Annotated in this window: 12 protein-coding genes and 1 tRNA gene; 2 read left to right on the top strand and 11 right to left on the bottom strand. The window is 65.2% G+C overall.

Annotated features, from left to right (window positions below):
• Nucleotides 1-226: 226 nt before the first annotated feature.
• Nucleotides 227-955 carry a hypothetical protein gene (locus ACSQ89_RS04115; protein ID WP_436296091.1) on the top strand — a complete coding sequence of 243 codons (729 nt, stop codon included), beginning with the start codon at nucleotides 227-229 and terminating at the stop codon, nucleotides 953-955.
• Between the two features lie 287 nt (nucleotides 956-1242).
• Here ACSQ89_RS04115 and ACSQ89_RS04110 read toward each other — a convergent pair whose 3' ends face one another.
• Nucleotides 1243-1641, bottom strand: coding sequence for a hypothetical protein (locus ACSQ89_RS04110; RefSeq protein WP_436296090.1), 399 nt, complete (start codon nucleotides 1639-1641; stop codon nucleotides 1243-1245).
• 115 nt (nucleotides 1642-1756) lie between these two features.
• A complete protein-coding gene (locus ACSQ89_RS04105; protein WP_436296089.1) occupies nucleotides 1757-2029 on the bottom strand; it encodes a hypothetical protein in 273 nt (90 codons plus the stop codon).
• A gap of 195 nt (nucleotides 2030-2224) precedes the next feature.
• On the opposite strand from ACSQ89_RS04105, the gene ACSQ89_RS04100 reads away from it, so the two are divergent.
• A complete protein-coding gene (locus ACSQ89_RS04100; RefSeq protein ID WP_436296088.1) occupies nucleotides 2225-2479 on the top strand; it encodes a helix-turn-helix domain-containing protein in 255 nt (84 codons plus the stop codon).
• Nucleotides 2480-2522: 43 nt separating this feature from the next.
• Here the strand turns inward: ACSQ89_RS04100 and ACSQ89_RS04095 are convergent, their stop codons facing one another.
• From ACSQ89_RS04095 to rpoB, 9 genes are all read right to left on the bottom strand, one after another.
• Entirely contained in the window at nucleotides 2523-4238 is a 1716-nt protein-coding gene (locus tag ACSQ89_RS04095; protein WP_436296087.1) for a DUF6538 domain-containing protein, read from the bottom strand.
• A 151-nt stretch (nucleotides 4239-4389) separates the two neighbouring features.
• Nucleotides 4390-4465 (bottom strand) — tRNA-Phe (locus tag ACSQ89_RS04090).
• Between the two features lie 80 nt (nucleotides 4466-4545).
• The gene (locus ACSQ89_RS04085; protein ID WP_093111303.1) at nucleotides 4546-5244 is read right to left on the bottom strand and encodes a response regulator; all 699 of its coding nucleotides are present in this window, start codon (nucleotides 5242-5244) and stop codon (nucleotides 4546-4548) included.
• 71 nt (nucleotides 5245-5315) lie between these two features.
• Nucleotides 5316-7583, bottom strand: a complete 2268-nt coding sequence (locus ACSQ89_RS04080) for an ATP-binding protein (protein WP_436295446.1) — start codon at nucleotides 7581-7583, stop codon at nucleotides 5316-5318.
• A 59-nt stretch (nucleotides 7584-7642) separates the two neighbouring features.
• Nucleotides 7643-8188 (bottom strand): DUF4390 domain-containing protein, encoded by a 546-nt coding sequence (locus ACSQ89_RS04075; RefSeq protein ID WP_436295420.1) that lies wholly within the window; start codon nucleotides 8186-8188, stop codon nucleotides 7643-7645.
• Between the two features lie 58 nt (nucleotides 8189-8246).
• The gene (rsmB, locus tag ACSQ89_RS04070; RefSeq protein ID WP_244504094.1) at nucleotides 8247-9605 is read right to left on the bottom strand and encodes a 16S rRNA (cytosine(967)-C(5))-methyltransferase RsmB; all 1359 of its coding nucleotides are present in this window, start codon (nucleotides 9603-9605) and stop codon (nucleotides 8247-8249) included.
• A gap of 29 nt (nucleotides 9606-9634) precedes the next feature.
• Nucleotides 9635-10237: a lema family protein gene (locus tag ACSQ89_RS04065; protein WP_436295419.1), complete on the bottom strand. Its 603-nt coding sequence runs from the start codon at nucleotides 10235-10237 to the stop codon at nucleotides 9635-9637.
• 72 nt (nucleotides 10238-10309) lie between these two features.
• Nucleotides 10310-14545, bottom strand: coding sequence for a DNA-directed RNA polymerase subunit beta' (gene rpoC, locus ACSQ89_RS04060; protein ID WP_436295418.1), 4236 nt, complete (start codon nucleotides 14543-14545; stop codon nucleotides 10310-10312).
• Between the two features lie 19 nt (nucleotides 14546-14564).
• On the bottom strand, nucleotides 14565-18689 hold the full coding sequence (rpoB, locus tag ACSQ89_RS04055) for a DNA-directed RNA polymerase subunit beta (RefSeq protein ID WP_093111391.1): 4125 nt from the start codon (nucleotides 18687-18689) through the stop codon (nucleotides 14565-14567).
• Nucleotides 18690-18954 lie beyond the last annotated feature (265 nt).

Below are 18954 nucleotides of genomic sequence, written 5' to 3'. Positions count from 1 at the left end.
ACAGCAACACCCACCATGTCCGTATTCGTTCGGTTTCGTACACCCCTCCCCGGCCCCTCACGCAGCCACGGAAGGGCGGGACCACCTACATGGAGAAAGCATCAGGCCGTCACGCAGGCACCGAACCAGCCGGCGCCTCGCAAGACACCCAAGTTGTACAAAATCCCTTATCTCTACTTCGTAGAGATGAGCCGTCAACACTAAACTTTTCAGTGGAGATACGTCGTTGAGACTCCAACAAATAGAGGCGCTGGCGCAAGAAGCCGCCAAGTACGGCCCAGACCTGAACGTGACAACCGATGATCCAGACGATGGTTGGGACGACGATCACTGGGAACAAGAAGACGACGGGCGAGTGGAAGTGTCGGCACGAAGAAGGCAGGCTTGGGCGAACGCGCGAGCCGTTCAGACAGATCTCGGGCAGCAGCTAGCGGCAGTCTTAGAGGAGATCAAAGCGGTGGACCCGGCTCGCTACAAAGATCTCAATCTACAAGTGCAATTGAAGGCCCGGCCCAAGCCAGTCAAGCCTGCGGCCTACCAGCAGGTTATAGACGCCATTCTTTCGCCCTACGGCATGCGCTCCACACAGGCGGCCATTCAACGGCAGGTCAAGGAAGCCCATCCCAACTTGTCAGTCCCGAAGGACTGGACCAAGCCCCTTCCAGTTTGGGCTCGCAAAAAGCTCATGCGCAAGCTTGGTTCGTCTGGGCAGCCTTTCAACACGATCACCGTGGACCAAACCGTGACGCTAGCCAGCCTCCACAAGAAGGCCAAGCGAGCGCAGCTGACACATTCGGACGGGACTCTCGTCGTTTCCGCCAAGATCACGATCACGGCCGACAAGATCCTTATCGGCAACGAGGAGTTTCGCTTTTCGACCAATCGGGTGAAGGGCTACACGTATCAACGTGCCCAAGTAGACCGGGGTCGCCTGCTTCGCGCGGTTGGCCAGTGAACGAAGGCCACAAACGCCCCGCCAAGCGGCTTAGATCGGCCCATGAGGCGCGATCGACATGCAGGCGGGGAGAAAGGGGCGGGCTCCCCGAAAATCGCTCCAGCCCGCTCTAGCGCCTTCCTTCATGGTGCGGCCATTGGTGCTCCGCCGACGCCGCGCAAGCGATGCGGCGGATGCGCCCGTCTGCGGAGCCTTACTCCCTTTGCCGCGAGCAAACGGCGGCGGTCTGATGCATGGCGCCAAGCGCACCTCGGCGCGCGCCGTCAGGATAGACGAGGGCAAGGCGGCTAAAAGATGAGCTTGTAGAAGTTGCCGTAGCTGTCCTTGGCGACGCCCGTGCCGTTCGCCGTGCCGCTGCCGGTGAGGAACTCTGCTTGCACGTTGCCGCCCTTGCTGCAAATCGCCATCGCTTCACCTCTGTTCACACCGGGCTTGTTTCGCACCGTGTAACCAGAGCCGTAGACGGTCGACCAGACCGTTGACCATCCGTCAGAAGCAGTGCCCGATGCGGTGCCAGACGAGTAAGTGACGCTCATTGGAGCGATGGACGACCAACGCCCGCGACACTCGTCGCCGTTGGGCAGCGTGAGATAGAAGCCCCCGGTATTGCCCAAGATCCCGTCAACCGTTGCCAGGACCACAGGGACCGGACGCTGCTCGACCAGCGGCCCTTTCACCGGGTACATGTTGACCGTCGTTGAACACCCTGCAAGCAGGACGGCCAAACCAATGCATGCTGCTCTCATGAACGCCTTTCGTTTGATGAAGAACTGAGACTCGACCCCATTTGCTGACGATGAGCTACCGCCAATAGCGGGAGCTGGTGCGACGGATTGCCAGCCGTCGCTTCAACTCCTCCTCACCCTCGTCGGCCTTCGTGGAATTGAGCGATTCAAGTACGGCCGCCGCATCCTCGGCAAGGCTGGTCGGGTCAAAGCTGAACCCTTGTCGCAGCATGCACGTACGGATGACCTCGTACTTCTTCTCCAGGTACTCCGACGGCGCCCGGTCGTCCAGTTGCACGCCAAGAAGCTTGTACGCCTCCGACTCGCAGCCTGCGAACGACGCATTCACCCGCCCTCGCCCAGCCGTGGGAGCCATCTCGGCCGCGGAGCTCCCGTATGAAAACAAAGCGATCCAGGCGACCCAAACCGCCGACGCAACGCGCATAGGAACCCCCTCCGTGTGAAATCGTTGAGGCGCCGAGCATGCCACAAACAAGACGCATAGTCTGTGTACTCATAGTCTAAGTAACGCAAGACTTTGGGCGTGTCTCGTGCGTTCGCCAAACCACCCTCCAAAGAGAAAGCGCAGGTAGCGTTCGGCGCTGCCATCAGGGCATTCAGAGAGGAACGCGAGCTGACGCAAGAAGCTCTCGCCGAGCGAGCGGACCTTCACACGACCTACGTCAGTTCAGTGGAGCGCGGCGAGCGCAACGTTTCTCTGTACAACATCGCCCGATTTGCGTACGGGCTACGCGTTCCGCCGTCCGAACTAATGCGATGTGTTGACCCGGGGCACTGAAGGCACGCAGCCGGCGACTGGCCCGCCGCGAAAGGTGCGCGCCTCAAGCTTCCGCAATGACGGAAGCTATCGAGGGATACCTACGGATCTCCTCCGCCATGCGCCGCAGAGGCATGCTCCCATAGTCCCTCGCGACCGCACCTGAGCCTGCATGCCCGGTAATCGCGTCGTGAACATCTTCAGGTATGCCGACCTCGCGGCACAGCGTCTTGAACGTATGTCGAAACCCGTGCGAAGGACTCGCCGAACTGTGCAGCTTGATCTCGTCGCGAAGGTAGCTCGCCCATCGCTTGCCAAAGTTTGCGCCGAAGAAGCCCGCCGGATTCGGCTTCAGCATCGGGAACACTTGCCCCTCCGCGGGAAGGCTTGCCACATACAGCGTGAAACCGCGCTCGATCAGATCGGGATGCAACGGAATTTGCCGCCGACTCCCCTCGGTCTTGACGCCTCGCCCCTCGTCCTCGTCCGCAGCCTCAAGGATGCTCAGATAGGGGATCAACTCGCCCTCTCCACCGGTCTTCACGTCCCGGACGGCCAGCTGCGCAAGCTCCTCTCGCCGGGCGCCCGTGTAGTACATCAGCAATGGCATCCAAAACCAAGCTTTGCCAAAGTCAGCACGCGGCGGCGACCAACCTCTGTCGCTGAAGATCGGGCTGCTGAAGATGAGCTTCAGCTCTTTCTTGGAGTAGTCCTTGCGCTTTCTCTTCGCTGCCGCGCCCTTGCCAGCCGCCTTCGCCGCTGCCTTGGCGATGCCGCTTGCAGTGACTGGATTTTCGGAGAGATGCCCCATACGCACGCCGTGACTCAAAACGGCAGACAGCGCGCGCAGCTTGTTCCTCACCGTCTGCGGGCTCACTCTCGGGAGCCCTTCCGACTCGGCCTTGGCGATCAACTGTTTCGCGGATAGCCCCCGAATACCGTCACCGCTCGCGGGTAGCTGGGACAAGGCGCTGCGGTAATCGCGAACCATATCGCGCCCGATCTCCCTTGCAGCGACTTCACCGAACAATCCGTTGAACTGCTCAACTGTCGCCCTGTAGGCACCGATGGTCTTGCGAACCGCGCGCGTGTCGCCGTCGTTGAGGACCTTCTCCGCTGCGTAGGACTCGAACAGCTCAAGCAGCTTGGGCGGACGCGACGAAGGGGCTTTCGTCTCGACGCTCAGCGGCTCATCTTCGAGTACGGTGGGCTGTGCGGTCCAGTTGCCGCTATGGCGCTCTTGGGCAAGGTCGGAGAGCTTGAGCCAATGTTCCTTGAACACTGCCTCCAGGCGACTTGCTTTCGCCCGGTCGGTGGGCACAGGAATGCCGCCGGCAGCAAGCGCGCGCTTGACGGACTCGCGGATCTTCCCCGAGAGATCCCACTCGGGATCTTCATCAAGCGCTTGGCGCAGCGTCGTCAGTTCGACATGCTCTTGACCGTTGCTGCCCTGCTCGACGGTCCACGCAGTCCCTTCGGCGAGCCAAGAAGCGAAATCTCCGGTTGCCTCAAGTTGCTTGAGTTCAGACCGGAACCAGCGAGCGGCCAACTGCTGCATGTCTCGCTCGGTCAGTACATCCGCGCCTCTGGCTTGAGCGCGAGCGAGTGCAAATGCAGCTTCTGAGCGAGCCCATTCCTCGGCAAACCGAGCCTTGGCTTCGGCCGGATCGCGGGTGCCGAGCGACCTCTTGTACTCGTACCCAAGAGCCTGTCGCAGCTCAGCCGGCACCTTGCGCCTAAGCTGATAGATCCCGGTCTTGGACCGAAACGGTTGGGCCATGAAAGATCGCCGGCGTGAAGTGGATGCGCCGGCGATTCTATGAAGTGGAAGTGCCACGGGGTACCTGCTTGGTGTACCAAACCAAGCGGACAGCGAAGCGCCAGACGTTAAAAAGCCCCTGATTCAGTTAAGAATCAAGGGCTTAGATAGCTGGTGGCCTGGGGCGGAATCGAACCACCGACACGCGGATTTTCAATCCGCTGCTCTACCAACTGAGCTACCGGGCCATGTACGCCTCGACTTGCGGCTGATCAGTTGGTCTTGTGTGACTCAACTGAGCTACCGAGCCTTGGTGTGCAGCCCGCAATTATACAGTGCCTCGGCGGCCTCTCGACAGGTCGACGCCAAGTTGCTTGAGCTTGCGGTAGAGGTGGGTGCGTTCGAGGCCCGTCTTCTCGGCCACGCGCGTCATCGAGCCGTTCTCCATCGCGAGATGGAATTCGAAGTACGCTTTCTCGAATCCGTCGCGCGCGTCGCGCAGCGGACGGTCGAGGTCGAAGCTCTGCGTGGATTGCGGGCCGGTGTCGACCGCAGATATTTGCGGCGCCGAAGGAACCAGCGCGTTCTCGCCGATCGTGGTGACCACCGCGGAGAGATTGTTGGCGGCGGCCGGCACCACGCTCGCCGCGGCGCGGCGTGCGCTTTCGCGCGCAAGTCCCTGCTCGACCGCTTTCAGCAGCTTCTGCAAGGTGATGGGTTTTTCGAGGAAGGCAAAGGCGCCGATGCGCGTGGCGTCGACCGCGGTGTCGATGGTGGCGTGCCCGCTCATCATGACGACCGGCATGCTCAGCAGACCGGCGGTTGACCATTCCTTGAGCAGCGTGACGCCGTCGGTGTCGGGCATCCAGATGTCGAGCAGGACCAGGTCCGGGCGCGCGCGCTGCCGTGCTGCGCGCGCTTCGGCCGCGTTCTCGGCGAGTTCCACGTTGTGGCCTTCGTCATTGAGAATTTCGAAGAGCAGGTCCCGAATGCCCAGCTCGTCGTCGACCACGAGGATGTTTGCCATGAATGCTTGTGTTGTGCGCCTGTGTAGATAGAGAGGGCTCGCTTGCCGGCCCGCGCGCACTGCAGGAGCGCTCAGGCGGACGGCGACCTCGAATCTTCGGTGTGTGCGAGCGCTCCCTGCGCCTCGCCTGCCAGCGCGAATGATAACGAGACTTGTGCGCCAGCCACAGCCCCATCAACGATGCGATTCGAAAGTTCGATGCGGGCGCCGTGCTCATCGGCGATTTTCTTGACCACCGCGAGGCCGAGCCCGGTGCCCTTGGTCTTGGTCGTGACGTAGGGCTCGAAGGCCCGCTTGAGGATGTTCTCGGCGAAACCCGGCCCGTTGTCCTGCACCGTGAGGCGCACGCGCTGGCCCGAGTCGCCGAGCCGCGTGCGGATGACGACCTCGCCGGCCCGCTCGCTGCCGCTGGCGGCAGCCTCGGCCGCGTCCTGCGCGTTTTGCAACAGGTTGTGAACGACCTGCCGGATCTGCTGCGCATCGCCGCGGATCGGCGGGCAGCGCTCGTCCAGTTCGGAGCGCAGCGCGATGGGCGCGTTCTCCCCGCCATAGAGCTGCAACACGTCGGCCACCAGCGCATTGAGGTCCACCGGCTTCAGGTCGGCCGCGGGCAGGCGCGCATAGTCGCGGAATTCGTTGACCAGGCGCTTCATCGCGTCCACCTGGTCGACGATGGTCTTGACCGACTTGGCGAGCACCGCTTCCTCGGCCGGCGGGACCTTGCCGGTGAGCTTCATTTCGAGGCGCTCGGCCGAGAGCTGGATCGGCGTCAGCGGGTTCTTGATCTCGTGCGCCAGGCGCCGCGCCACCTCGCCCCAGGCCTGGGCACGCTGGGCCGACACGATCTCGGAGATGTCGTCGAACACCAAGAGCCTGGCATCGCCCGGCAGCTCCGCGCCGCGCGCGACGATGTTGATGGCGTCCTGCGACATGCCCTCCCCGCTCGCATGCAGCTCGAAGGCATGCTGCCAGTGGTCGAGACCGTGCTGCAGGCGCTCGACCTGGAACTCGTCGAACTGCTGCTGCACGCTGTGCCCGAACTCGGCGAGGGCGGGCACGTCGGCCAGCAACTGGCCTTCGTAGGCCGCGAGCGGCGCGCGCAGCACGCGCGTGGCGCCCGGGTTGGTCGACAGGATGGTGCCCTGGGGATCGAGCACGATCACGCCCGAGGTCAGGTTGTCGAGGATGGTCTGCAGGTTGGCGCGCGCCGCATCGAGCTCGCCCATGGTCTTTTCGACCGCGCCGCGCGCATCGGCCAGCTGCTGCGTCATGACGGCGAAGGAGCGCGTGAGGCCACCCAGCTCGTCCTTGCCCTGCAGTACCGCGGTGGGGCGCAGATCGCCACCGGCCACCTGCCGCACGCCCTCGGCCAGCACCAGGAGCGGGCGGGCGAGCTGGTTGCCGAACAGCACCGCGAGCAGCACCGCGCCGAACACGGCGAGGAACAGCGTCAGCGTGAGCGTGCCGATGTACATGCGGCGCAGCCCTTCGCGCGCCAGCGCTCTTTCCTGGTACTCGCGGTTGGCTTCCTGCACGGCCAGCGCGTTGGCCACCACCGCCGGCGGCAGCGGCTGCGTGACCTGCAGGAAGCGCGGCTCGGTGTTGAATTCGAAGCCCGGCCTTTGCACCAGCGCGAGCGCCCGCACGCTGGCGGGCGGCGGCGGCGCGGCGCCGGGCGCGGGCGTCTCGTCGAGGCCTTCGATGTGCGCGATCGCGCGGTCGGCGCGCACCTGACGGAACTGCTGCGGCGTGGGCCGTTCGGGATTGAGCTGGAAGCGGGAAGCGCCTGCGCCGGCCACCAGTTGGCCGTTGCCGGTCCAGAGCACCACGTCGGTCGCGCCGAGCTGGTCGCGGATGCGTTCGAGCACCAGGCCCGCTCTCGCGTCGGGCACTTCGGCCAGCTGGTTGCTCGCGCTGCGCACCTTGCTCACCAGGTCGTCGGACAGCGAGTCCAGTGTGGCGCGGCCCAGGTTCAGGCCGGCGTCGAGCGCGCCTTCGACCTTGACGTCGAACCAGCTCTCGATCGAGCGCGCAACGAACTGGTAGGAGACGAGGTACACCAGCGCGCCGGGCACCACGCCCACGAGCGCGAAGATGGCGGCCAGCTTGATCAAGAGGCGGCTGCCGAACTTGCCCTGGCGCAGGCGCCGCAGCAGCCGGAACGCGACCCATCCGAGCACCAGCAGCAGCACCACCGCGACCACCACGTTGATGCCGAACAGACGCGCGTAGTTCTCCTCGTAGAAGGCACGGTTGTTGGTGGACTGCGCGAGCAGGAACATCAGCACCAGGCCGATGGCCGTGACCAGGAAGGCGCCGACCCCGATCGCCCAGCGCATGGCGCGGGAACGGCGGCGCGGTGGCGGCGCCCCTGCTGCGCCGCCGCGTGGATCAGTACTCACTTGGCCTTCTCCAGCGGCAGGCGTGCGCTGCGCTCGGCCGAGATGTTCCAGTCGGCCTGGCCGACCACGCCGATCTGGAAGGGCCGCGGCAGCTGCGAGGTGTCGAGCCGGAAGCGGAAGCTCACGGGATGCACGTGATCGTCACCGATCTCGGCGATGTCGCCCAGCCGCAGCCGGCCCACGCGCCGCACGCCTTCGAGCGCATCCTCGAGGGTGTCGAAATTCTGGTTCAGCGAAACGCCGAAGCCCGCGTTCGTGATCGGCACCGGAGAGACATTGAGCCGCCAGCGGCGCGTGAGCGGCTGGTAGGCGAGCCGCATGTGGCGCGTGGCCTGCGCCACCTTGAGGTCGGTCCAGTACCAGCGCTCCCGGTAGAGCTCGGCGTCGGCCACGAAATAGATCGCGATCCCCTTGTCGAGCACCTCCTCGACCAGTCCGGGCAGTTCGAACTGCACCTGGGCGCTGAGGTAGACACCGTCGTCGGCCTGCTCGAGCCGGAGCTGGCTGACCGTGGCGCTGCGCGACTGCGCCAGGGCCGGCATCCACGCCAGAAGGAGGGCGAGGACCGCCAGCGCGGCGAGCCAGACCGAACCCCGCCGTTCAGCGCGGCTGCTTTTCGAGCAAGGCGTAGAAAAATCCGTCGTGGTCACCCAAGGCATTGTCCGGGACGCCACGGGCAATCCCCCCGCTTTGCGGCAGCAAATGCCCCGGCGAGGGCAGCAAACGGGCGTCGGTGTTGTGTGCAAGGAACGCATCGATCTGGTGCGTCCCCTCTTCGCGGAAGACCGAACAGGTGCAGTACAACAAACGTCCGCCCGACCGGACCAGGGGCCACAGGGCGGCCAGCAGCATCGCCTGCTGGAGCGCCAGCTGCTCGGTATCGCTCTCGCGCCGCAGCCAGCGCACGTCGGGATGGCGCCGCACGATGCCCGAGGCGGTACAAGGCGCGTCGAGCAGGATGGCGTCGAAGGCTTGGCCGTCCCACCACTGCTTCGGCCGCGCGGCATCGGCGACGAGGACCTTGGCAGCCAGGCCGAGCCTGGCCAGCGTCTCGTCGATGCGCCGGCTGCGCCCGGCATCGATTTCGAGCGCCGTGAGCTCGATCGCATCCGGTCCCGCCACTTCGAGCAGGTGGGCGGTCTTGCCGCCCGGCGCCGCACAGGCGTCGAGCACCCGCAGCGGCGCGGCGCCTTGCAGTCCTTCGAGCAGAAGGGGCGCGGCCAGCTGGGCCGCCGCATCCTGCACCGAGCATTCGCCCTCGGCAAAGCCCGGCAGCGCCTGGACCGGCCGCGCGCCCAGCAACTGCAGGCCGCTGGCCGCCACGGGAACGGCCTGCAGGTTCACGGCTTCCAGGGCGCGCCGGTAGGCGGCCACATCGGTCTTGCGCGTGTTGACGCGCAGCGTCATCGGCCCCTGGGTGTTGTCGGCCGCCAGCACGCGTTGCCAGTCGCGCGGATGGTCGCGCCGCAGGCGCTCGATCCACCAGCGCGGATGGTTCCATTGCGCGACCGGCTCGCGCTCGGTGGCCGCAACCAGCTCATCGCGTTCGCGCAGAAAGCGGCGCAGGCAGGCATTGATGAAGCTGGCCTGGGCCCGCGTGCCGGGGTTGCGCTTGGCGGCCTCGACCGCCTGATCGACCAGCGTGAACGGCTCGTAGGGCGACAGCGCGGCATCCCAGGCCAGCGCGAGCGCGGTGCAGAGCAAGGCATCGGCCGCCGGCGGCGGCGTGCGCTTGGCCAGCTGGCGTCGCAGGGCCTCGGCCCGGCCGAGCCAGCGCAGCACCTGGAAGCCCAGCGCCTGGACGCCCGGCCGCAAGGCCGGATCGACGGCCTCGAAGGCCACCGAGCCCGAGACGCCGCTGCGGATCGAGGCGAGCGCGACGGCGGTGAGCTGCAACTGGCGCCACAACGGCGGCGAAACGGGCGACGGAGCGCGGATGGGGTCTGGAAGGTCTGCCAACTTGGTGTCGATGAGAAAAGAACGCAGGATCAGCGCAAGGGCGCTGCCGGTCGCAGCTGCATGATCCACGCCACCAGCAGCGCCGGGAACTGGGCGATGGCCGCGTTGTACTGCGTCACGGCCAGGTTGAACTGGTTGCGGGCGATTTCGGCCGCAGCCGAGGGCTCGGGCCAGGCGATCGGCGCCGAGCCGGTGGCCGCGTCTTCCCTGGCCGCGAGCGGCGCGGGTCGCGACAGGGTACCGTCGGCCTCGAAACTGACCACCGCATCGGGATGCAGCCGCTGCCAGGCGCCGAGCATGACATGCAAGGCGGTGGCCAGCGCGCCGATGCCGGCCGGATCGAGCGGCTTGAGGCGCGTGGCGGCAAGCAGGGTCACCAGCTGGCTGGCGGCCGCCTGCAGCGAGGCGTCGGCCGTCGCGCCCTTGGGCACTGCCGGCGCAGGCGCAGGCGCCGCTTCGGCCACGCGCGCCTGCACAAAATCGAGCTGCCGCACCAGCGCCGCGTCGAGCGCCGCATAGGCCTGCAGCGCCGCCGAACGCAGGCGCACGATGCGGTTGTAGGCGCCGACGAACCAGAACAGCGCCACCGCGCCGAAGATCCAATACGGCAGCGAATCGGGCATGTCGCTCATGAAAAAGCCCCCCATCCGCGGGCGGAAGGGGGGCGATGGGTACCGGTCATGCCGGTGATGCTAACCAGTTATTTATTCGGTCGCGGCGCCTTCGCTGGCGTCGACCGTGGTGGTCGCATCGTCGGTCGAAGGGCTGGCGGCCAGGTCGGCGGCTTCCGCCTCGGCGATCGCGCGGCGCTCGGCCTCGTCCATCGCGTCCTTGACCTTGCGTGCCTGGTGATACGCCATGCCGGTGCCCGCGGGAATCAGGCGGCCGACGATGACGTTTTCCTTCAAGCCGCGCAGCTCGTCGCGCTTGCCCATGATCGCGGCTTCGGTCAGCACGCGCGTCGTTTCCTGGAACGATGCGGCGCTGATGAAGCTGTCGGTCGAGAGCGATGCCTTCGTGATACCGAGCAGCAGGTTGGTGAACGTGGCGGGCAGCTTGTCAGCGGCGCGCAGGGCGTCGTTGGTGTTGAGCATTTCGCTGCGTTCGACCTGTTCGCCGGCGATGTAGTTCGTGTCGCCCGGGTTCTCGACCACGACGCGGCGCAGCATCTGGCGAACGATCACCTCAATGTGCTTGTCGTTGATCTTCACGCCCTGCAAGCGGTACACGTCCTGCACTTCGTCCACGATGTAGCGCGCGAGTTCTTCGGAACCCAGCAGGCGCAGGATGTCCTGCGGATCCGCCGGGCCGTCGACCACGCTTTCGCCCTTGTTCACCACCTGGCCTTCGTGCACCAGGATGTTCTTCTCCTTCGGCACCAGGTCTTCCCAGACCTTGCCTTCGGGGTCGGTGATCTGCAGGCGGATCTTGCCCTTGGTCTCCTTGCCGAACGACACGGTACCGGTCATCTCGGCCAGCATGCCCTTGTCCTTCGGCGAACGCGCCTCGAACAGCTCGGCCACGCGCGGCAGACCGCCGGTGATGTCGCGGGTCTTCTGGCCTTCGACCGGAATGCGCGCCAGCACCTCGCCGGGGCCCACGTCCTGGCCGTCGCGGATCTGCACCAGCGAACCGATCGGGAAGCCGATGGTCACCGAGTGGTCGGTGCCGGGGATCTTGACCTCGTTGCCCGTGGCGTCGACCAGCTTCACCTGCGGGCGCACGACCTTGGCCGCGCCGCGGCGCTTCGGATCGATCACCACCAGCGTCGACAGGCCCGTGACCTCGTCGACCTGCTTCGCGACCGTGAGGCCTTCCTCGACGTTCTCGAACTTGGTCTTGCCGGCGAACTCCGTGATGATCGGGCGCGTCAGCGGATCCCAGTTGGCCAGCACCTGGCCGGCCTTGACCTGCTGGTCGGCCTTGACCGCCAGCGTGGCGCCGTACGGCACCTTGTGGCGTTCGCGCTCGCGGCCGTGCTCGTCATGGATGACGATCTCGCCCGAACGCGCGATCACGACCAGCTCGTTCTTGCTGTTGGTCACGTAGCGCATCGTGGCGTTGAAGCCGATCACGCCGTTGGACTTGGCCTCGACGCTCGAAGCCACCGCCGCACGCGAAGCCGCACCACCGATGTGGAAGGTGCGCATCGTGAGCTGCGTGCCGGGTTCGCCGATCGACTGGGCCGCGATCACGCCGACCGCCTCGCCGTTGTTGACCAGGCCGCCGCGGCCGAGGTCGCGGCCGTAGCACTTGGCGCAGATGCCGAAGCGGGTCGCGCAGGTGAGTGCCGTGCGCACCTTGACTTCGTCGACGCCTTCGGCTTCGAGCACCTCGATCACGTCCTCGTCGAGCATGTCGCCGGCCTTGGCCAGCACGGCACGCGTTTCGGGATGCAGCACGTCTTCGGCCGCAGTACGGCCGAGGATGCGCTCGCGCAGCGACTCGATGACTTCACCGCCTTCGACGATCGCGCGCATCGCTGCGCCTTCGTGCGTGCCGCAATCCTGCTCGATCACGACCAGGTCCTGGGTCACGTCGACCAGTCGGCGCGTCAGGTAGCCGGAGTTCGCGGTCTTCAGCGCGGTGTCGGCCAGACCCTTTCGGGCACCGTGGGTGGAGATGAAGTACTCCAGCACGTTCAGGCCTTCGCGGAAGTTCGCGGTGATCGGCGTCTCGATGATGGAGCCGTCGGGCTTGGCCATCAGGCCCCGCATGCCGGCGACCTGGCGGATCTGCGCGGCGGAACCGCGGGCGCCCGAGTCGGCCATCATGTAGATGGAGTTGAAGGACTCCTGCTCCACTTCCTTGCCGTGGCGGTCGGTGACCTTCTCTTTCGAGAGCTTGGCCATCATGACCTTCGACACCTCGTCGCCGGCCTTGCCCCAGATGTCCACCACCTTGTTGTAGCGTTCGCCGGAAGTCACCAGGCCCGAGACGTACTGCTGCTCGATCTCCTTCACTTCCTTGGCCGAGCGCTCGATGATGCCGTGCTTCTCGGCCGGCACCAGCATGTCGTCGATGGCGATCGAGATGCCGGCCTTGGTCGCCAGGCGGAAGCCGTTCTGCAGCAGCTTGTCGGCGAAGACCACGGTCTCCTTCAGGCCGCACTTGCGGAACGAGACGTTGATGAGCTTGGAGATTTCCTTCTTCTTCAGCGCCTTGTTGATGTTCGAGAACGGCAGGCCCTTGGGCAGGATCTCGGACAGCAGCGCGCGGCCCACGGTCGTATCGACGAGTTCGGTCTTGGGCGTGAACTCGCCCGATTCCTTGTCCTTCGTGTACTCGGTGATGCGCACGCTGACCTTGGCGGTGAGCTCGACCACGTTGGCGTCGAGCGCGCGCTGCACTTCACCGATGTCGGAGAAGATCAGGCCCTCGCCCTTGCCGTTGATGCGCTCGCGGGTCGTGTAGTAGAGGCCCAGCACCACGTCCTGCGACGGCACGATCGAGGGCTCGCCGCTGGCCGGGAACAGCACGTTGTTGGAGGCCAGCATCAGCGTGCGGGCTTCCATCTGCGCTTCCACCGACAGCGGCACGTGGACGGCCATCTGGTCGCCGTCGAAGTCGGCGTTGAAGGCCGCACAAACCAGCGGGTGCAGCTGGATCGCCTTGCCTTCGATCAGGATCGGCTCGAAGGCCTGGATGCCGAGGCGGTGCAGGGTCGGTGCGCGGTTGAGCATCACCGGGTGCTCCTTGATCACCTCTTCCAGGATGTCCCACACCACCGGCGTGCCGGATTCGACTTCCTTCTTCGCCGCCTTGATGGTGGTGGCGATGCCCATGGCTTCGAGGCGCGAGAAGATGAAGGGCTTGAAGAGCTCGAGCGCCATCAGCTTCGGCAGGCCGCACTGGTGCAGCTTGAGCGTCGGGCCGACCACGATGACCGAACGGCCCGAGTAGTCGACGCGCTTGCCCAGCAGGTTCTGGCGGAAGCGACCGCTCTTGCCCTTGATCATGTCGGCCAGCGACTTGAGCGCGCGCTTGTTGGCGCCCGTCATGGCCTTGCCGCGGCGGCCGTTGTCCAGCAGGCTGTCGACGGCTTCCTGCAGCATCCGCTTTTCGTTGCGCGCGATGATCTCCGGCGCCTTCAGCTCGAGCAGGCGGCGCAGGCGGGAATTGCGGTTGATGACGCGACGATAGAGGTCGTTCAGGTCGGAGGTCGCGAAGCGGCCGCCGTCCAGCGGCACCAGCGGACGCAAGTCCGGCGGCAGCACGGGCAGCACGTCGAGCACCATCCACTCGGGCTTGATGCCCGACTTGCGGAAGGCTTCCAGCACCTTGAGGCGCTTGGAGTTCTTCTTGACCTTGACTTCGGAGCCGGTCAGGTCGCCGCGCAGCTTCTCGATCTCGCTGTCGAGCTCGATGCCCATCAGCAGGTCCTTGATGCCTTCGGCGCCCATCTTGGCGATGAACTCGTCGCCGTATTCCTTGCGCTTCGCGTCGTAGTCGTCCTCGGACATGATGCCGAACTTCTTCAGCGGGGTCATGCCGGGGTCGGTGATCACGTAGGCTTCGAAGTACAGCACGCGCTCGATGTCGCGCAGCGTCATGTCGAGCACGAGGCCCAGGCGCGAGGGCAGCGACTTCAGGAACCAGATGTGGGCGCAGGGCGCGGCCAGGTCGATGTGACCCATGCGCTCGCGGCGCACCTTGGTCTGAGTGACTTCAACGCCGCACTTCTCGCAGATCACGCCGCGGTGCTTCAGGCGCTTGTACTTGCCGCACAGGCACTCGTAGTCCTTGATTGGCCCGAAGATCTTGGCGCAGAACAGGCCGTCGCGCTCGGGCTTGAAGGTCCGGTAGTTGATGGTCTCTGGCTTCTTCACCTCGCCGAAGGACCACGAACGGATCTTCTCGGGCGAAGCCATGCCGATGCGGATGGCATCGAAATGCTCATCGGGCGTGAATTGCTTGAACAGGTCGAGTAGCGATTTCATTTGACTCTTTCCCTCTCAATTAAGAACGTTCCAGTTCAATGTCGAGGCCCAAGGAACGAATTTCCTTGACCAGCACATTGAACGATTCCGGCATGCCGGCTTCGATCGAGTGTTCGCCCTTGACGATGCTCTCGTAGACCTTGGTACGACCCTGCACGTCGTCGGACTTCACCGTCAGCATTTCCTGCAGCACGTAGGCGGCGCCGTAGGCTTCGAGCGCCCACACTTCCATTTCGCCGAAACGCTGGCCGCCGAACTGTGCCTTGCCGCCCAGCGGCTGCTGGGTGACCAGGCTGTACGGGCCGGTCGAGCGGGCGTGCATCTTGTCGTCCACCAGGTGGTGCAGCTTGAGCACGTGCATGTAGCCGACCGTGACCGGACGCTCGAACTGGTCGCCGGTGCGGCCGTCGAACAGGTAGGCCTGCGTGCGGGTGTCGGTCAGGCCCTTGGCCTTGGCGATCTCTTCCGGATAAGCCAGCTTGAGCATGCCGCGGATCTCTTCTTCCGAAGCGCCGTCGAACACGGGGGTCGCGAAGGGCACGCCGGTCGACAGGTTTCCGGCCATCTCGAGCACGTCGGCATCGCTCAGCTTGCTGAGGTCTTCCTTGCGGCCCGAGCCGTTGTAGAGCTGGTCCATGAACTTGCGCAGCTCGGCCACCTTGGCCTCGGCCTGCAGCATGTCGCCGATGCGCTGGCCGATGCCCTTGCCGGCCCAGCCCAGATGCACTTCGAGCACCTGGCCCACGTTCATCCGCGAAGGCACGCCCAGCGGGTTCAGGCAGATGTCGCACGGCGTGCCGTCGGCCATGTGAGGCATGTCTTCGACCGGAACGATCTTCGACACCACACCCTTGTTGCCGTGGCGGCCGGCCATCTTGTCGCCGGGCTGCAGGCGGCGCTTGACGGCCAGGTAGACCTTGACCATCTTGAGCACGCCCGCGGGCAGCTCGTCGCCCTGCGTGAGCTTCTTGCGCTTTTCTTCGAAGGCGAGGTCGAAGCTGTGGCGCGTCTGCTCGAGCGAGTTCTTGATCGACTCGAGCTGCGACGCCACGTCGTCGTCCGCCGGGCGGATGTCGAACCAGTGGAACTTCTCGATCGACGAGAGGTAGGCCTTGTCCAGCTTGGTGCCCTTGGCCAGCTTGTTCGGGCCGCCGTTGGCGGCCTTGCCGACCAGCAGCTTCTCGATCCGGTCGAAGGCGTCGGCTTCGACGATGCGAAGCTGGTCGTTCAGGTCGAGGCGGAAACGCTTGAGCTCGTCGTCGATGATCTGCTGGGCGCGCTTGTCGCGCGTGATGCCTTCGCGGGTGAACACCTGGACGTCGATCACGGTGCCTTGCGAGCCCTGGTCGACGCGCAGCGAAGTGTCCTTCACGTCGGAAGCCTTCTCGCCGAAGATCGCGCGCAGCAGCTTCTCTTCAGGCGTCAGCGTGGTTTCGCCCTTGGGCGTGACCTTGCCGACCAGCGTGTCGCCCGGCTGCACTTCGGCGCCGACGTAGATGATCCCCGACTCGTCCAGGCGGTTGAGCTGCTGCTCGGCCAGGTTCGGGATGTCGCGCGTGATTTCCTCGGCACCGAGCTTGGTGTCGCGGGCCATCACCACCAGTTCCTCGATGTGGATCGAGGTGTAGCGGTCTTCGGCCACCACGCGTTCGCTGATCAGGATCGAGTCTTCGAAGTTGTAGCCGTTCCAGGGCATGAACGCGACCAGCATGTTCTGGCCCAGGGCCAGCTCGCCGAGGTCGGTGGATGCGCCGTCGGCCACCACGTCGCCCTTGGCGATCTTGTCGCCGCGCTTGACGATCGGACGCTGGTGGATGTTGGTGTTCTGGTTCGAACGCTGATACTTGATCAGGTTGTAGATGTCGACACCGACTTCACCGGCCGCCGCTTCGGCATCGTTCACGCGCACCACGATGCGGGTGGCGTCGACATAGTCGACGATGCCGCCGCGGGTGGCCGTGACCACGGTGCCCGAGTCGACCGCGGAGACGCGCTCGATGCCGGTACCGACGAAGGCCTTTTCGGGACGCAGCACCGGCACGGCCTGGCGCTGCATGTTGGCGCCCATGAGCGCGCGGTTCGCATCGTCGTGCTCGAGGAAGGGCACCAGCGACGCGGCCACCGACACGATCTGCGCCGGCGACACGTCCATGTACTGCACGCGCTCGGCGCTGACCAGGATCGATTCGCCGGTTTCGCGCGCCGACACCAGGTCGCCCGTGAGGCGGCCGTCCTTGTCGAGCGCGGCGTTGGCCTGCGCGATCACATACTTGCCTTCTTCGATGGCCGACAGGTAGTCGATCTCGTTCGTGACCTTGCCGTCGATCACGCGGCGGTACGGCGTCTCGATGAAGCCGTATTCGTTCAAGCGCGCGTAGAGCGCCAGCGAATTGATCAGGCCGATGTTCGGACCTTCAGGCGTTTCGATCGGGCACACGCGGCCGTAATGCGTGACGTGCACGTCGCGCACTTCGAAGCCGGCGCGTTCGCGCGTCAGGCCGCCCGGGCCGAGGGCCGAGACGCGGCGCTTGTGCGTGATCTCGGACAGCGGGTTGGTCTGGTCCATGAACTGCGACAGCTGCGAGGCGCCGAAGAATTCCTTCAGCGCGGCGGAGATCGGCTTGCTGTTGATCAGGTCGTGCGGCATGAGCGGCTCTTGCTCGGCCTGGCCCAGACGTTCCTTCACGGCCTTCTCGATGCGGGCGAGGCCGGTGCGGTACTGGTTCTCGGCCAGTTCGCCGACGCAGCGCACGCGGCGGTTGCCGAGGTGGTCGATGTCGTCCACTTCGCCGCGGCCGTTGCGCAGGTCCACCAGGATCTTGACCACGGCGAGGATGTCCTCGTTGGTCAGCACCATCGGGCCGGTCGACTCGTCGCGGCCGACCTTGGCGTTGAACTTCATGCGGCCGACGCGCGACAGGTCGTAGGTGTCGGGGTTGTAGAACAGACGCTGGAACAGGGCCTGCACCGCGTCTTCCGTCGGCGGCTCGCCAGGGCGCATCATGCGGTAGATCGCCACGCGGGCGGCGAACTCGTCCACCGTCTCGTCGATGCGCAGGGTCTGCGAGATGTACGCGCCCTGGTCGAGTTCGTTGGTGTAGATGGCCTGCACGTCCTGCACGCCGGCGGCGCGCAGCTTCTTCAGGAGCGCTTCGGTCAGCTCGTCGTTGGCTTTGGCCAGGATCTCGCCGGAGTCGGCGTCGACGATGTTGCGCGCGATCACGCGGCCGACCAGGAAGTCTTCCGGCACACTGATGTGCGTGGTGCCCGTCTGCTCGAGTTCGCGCGTGTGGCGCGCGGTGACGCGCTTGTCCTTGGCGACCACGACCTTGCCGGACTTGTCGGTGATGTCGAAACGCGCGACTTCACCGCGCAGGCGCTCGGAGACGAACTCCATCTGCGCGCCGCTGTCCATCAGACGGAAGTTGTCGTTCACGAAGAAGTTCGCGAGGATCGATTCCGGGTTCAGGCCAATGGCCTTCAGCAGGATCGTGACCGGCATCTTGCGGCGGCGGTCGACGCGGAAGTACAGCATGTCCTTCGGGTCGAACTCGAAGTCCAGCCACGAACCGCGATAGGGAATCACGCGGGCCGAGAACAGGAGCTTGCCGGAGCTGTGCGTCTTGCCCTTGTCGTGCTCGAAGAACACGCCGGGCGAACGGTGCAGCTGCGACACGATGACGCGCTCGGTGCCGTTGATGATGAAGGAGCCCTTGTCGGTCATGAGCGGCACTTCGCCCATGTAGACCTCTTGCTCCTTCACTTCCTTGACCACCTTCGACTGCGAGGTCGACGATTCGCGGTCATAGATGATCAGTTGCACCTTGGCGCGCACGGCCGAGGCGAAAGTCAGCCCGCGGGTCTGGCACTCGCGCACGTCGAAGGCAGGCTTCGCGAGGTTGTACTCGAGGAACTTCATCTCGACGAAACCGTTGTGCGAGACGATCGGGAAGGCAGCGTCGAATGCAGCCTGCAGGCCTTCCACGGTGCGCTTCTGGGGTGCAATGCCGGCCTGCAGGAACGCGGTGTACGCGTCTTTCTGCATCTGCAGCAGGTAGGGGATTTCGACGACGCTGTCGCGATTGCCGAAATTCTTTCGGATGCGCTTGCGTTCGGTGTAACTGTACGTGGACGTTTGGGCCATGAGAGCTCCGGAGCTTGAGATCTTCAGCGACTTGGTCGGGTGCTTGAGCACCACTCTCCTTGGTGGCTGGCCACTACCAGCCCTGGCGGACGGTGATGCGTTGCACATCACCCGAACCAAGGGGTCTTCTGCAGTCGGGGTCAGAAGACACTCAAAAATCGTCTCGGTTTGGCTTTTCCGTCGACCTGAAGGTCTCCGGGAAAGCCGGCGCCAAGCCGGCTTTTGGGTGCGCTCTGAAAGCGGCAAAGGCTGGAGGGCCTTTCGG

It is taken from the genome of Variovorax sp. LjRoot175 (genome assembly GCF_964253805.1).
Taxonomy (GTDB): domain Bacteria; phylum Pseudomonadota; class Gammaproteobacteria; order Burkholderiales; family Burkholderiaceae_C; genus Variovorax.
The sequence above is the reverse complement of the archived record's forward strand: the minus strand, read 5'-3'. Positions and strand labels throughout refer to the sequence as shown.

Bases quoted from the DNA above. Each gene is read 5' to 3' on its own strand.
- ACSQ89_RS04110 (WP_436296090.1), bottom strand. From the start codon at position 1,641: ATGTACCCGGTGAAAGGGCCGCTGGTCGAGCAGCGTCCGGTCCCTGTG.
- ACSQ89_RS04095 (WP_436296087.1), bottom strand. From the start codon at position 4,238: ATGGCCCAACCGTTTCGGTCCAAGACCGGGATCTATCAGCTTAGGCGC.
- ACSQ89_RS04085 (WP_093111303.1), bottom strand. From the start codon at position 5,244: ATGGCAAACATCCTCGTGGTCGACGACGAGCTGGGCATTCGGGACCTG.
- ACSQ89_RS04080 (WP_436295446.1), bottom strand. From the start codon at position 7,583: ATGCGCTGGGCGATCGGGGTCGGCGCCTTCCTGGTCACGGCCATCGGC.
- ACSQ89_RS04075 (WP_436295420.1), bottom strand. From the start codon at position 8,188: ATGCCGGCCCTGGCGCAGTCGCGCAGCGCCACGGTCAGCCAGCTCCGG.
- ACSQ89_RS04065 (WP_436295419.1), bottom strand. From the start codon at position 10,237: ATGAGCGACATGCCCGATTCGCTGCCGTATTGGATCTTCGGCGCGGTG.
- rpoC (WP_436295418.1), bottom strand. From the start codon at position 14,545: ATGAAATCGCTACTCGACCTGTTCAAGCAATTCACGCCCGATGAGCAT.
- rpoB (WP_093111391.1), bottom strand. From the start codon at position 18,689: ATGGCCCAAACGTCCACGTACAGTTACACCGAACGCAAGCGCATCCGA.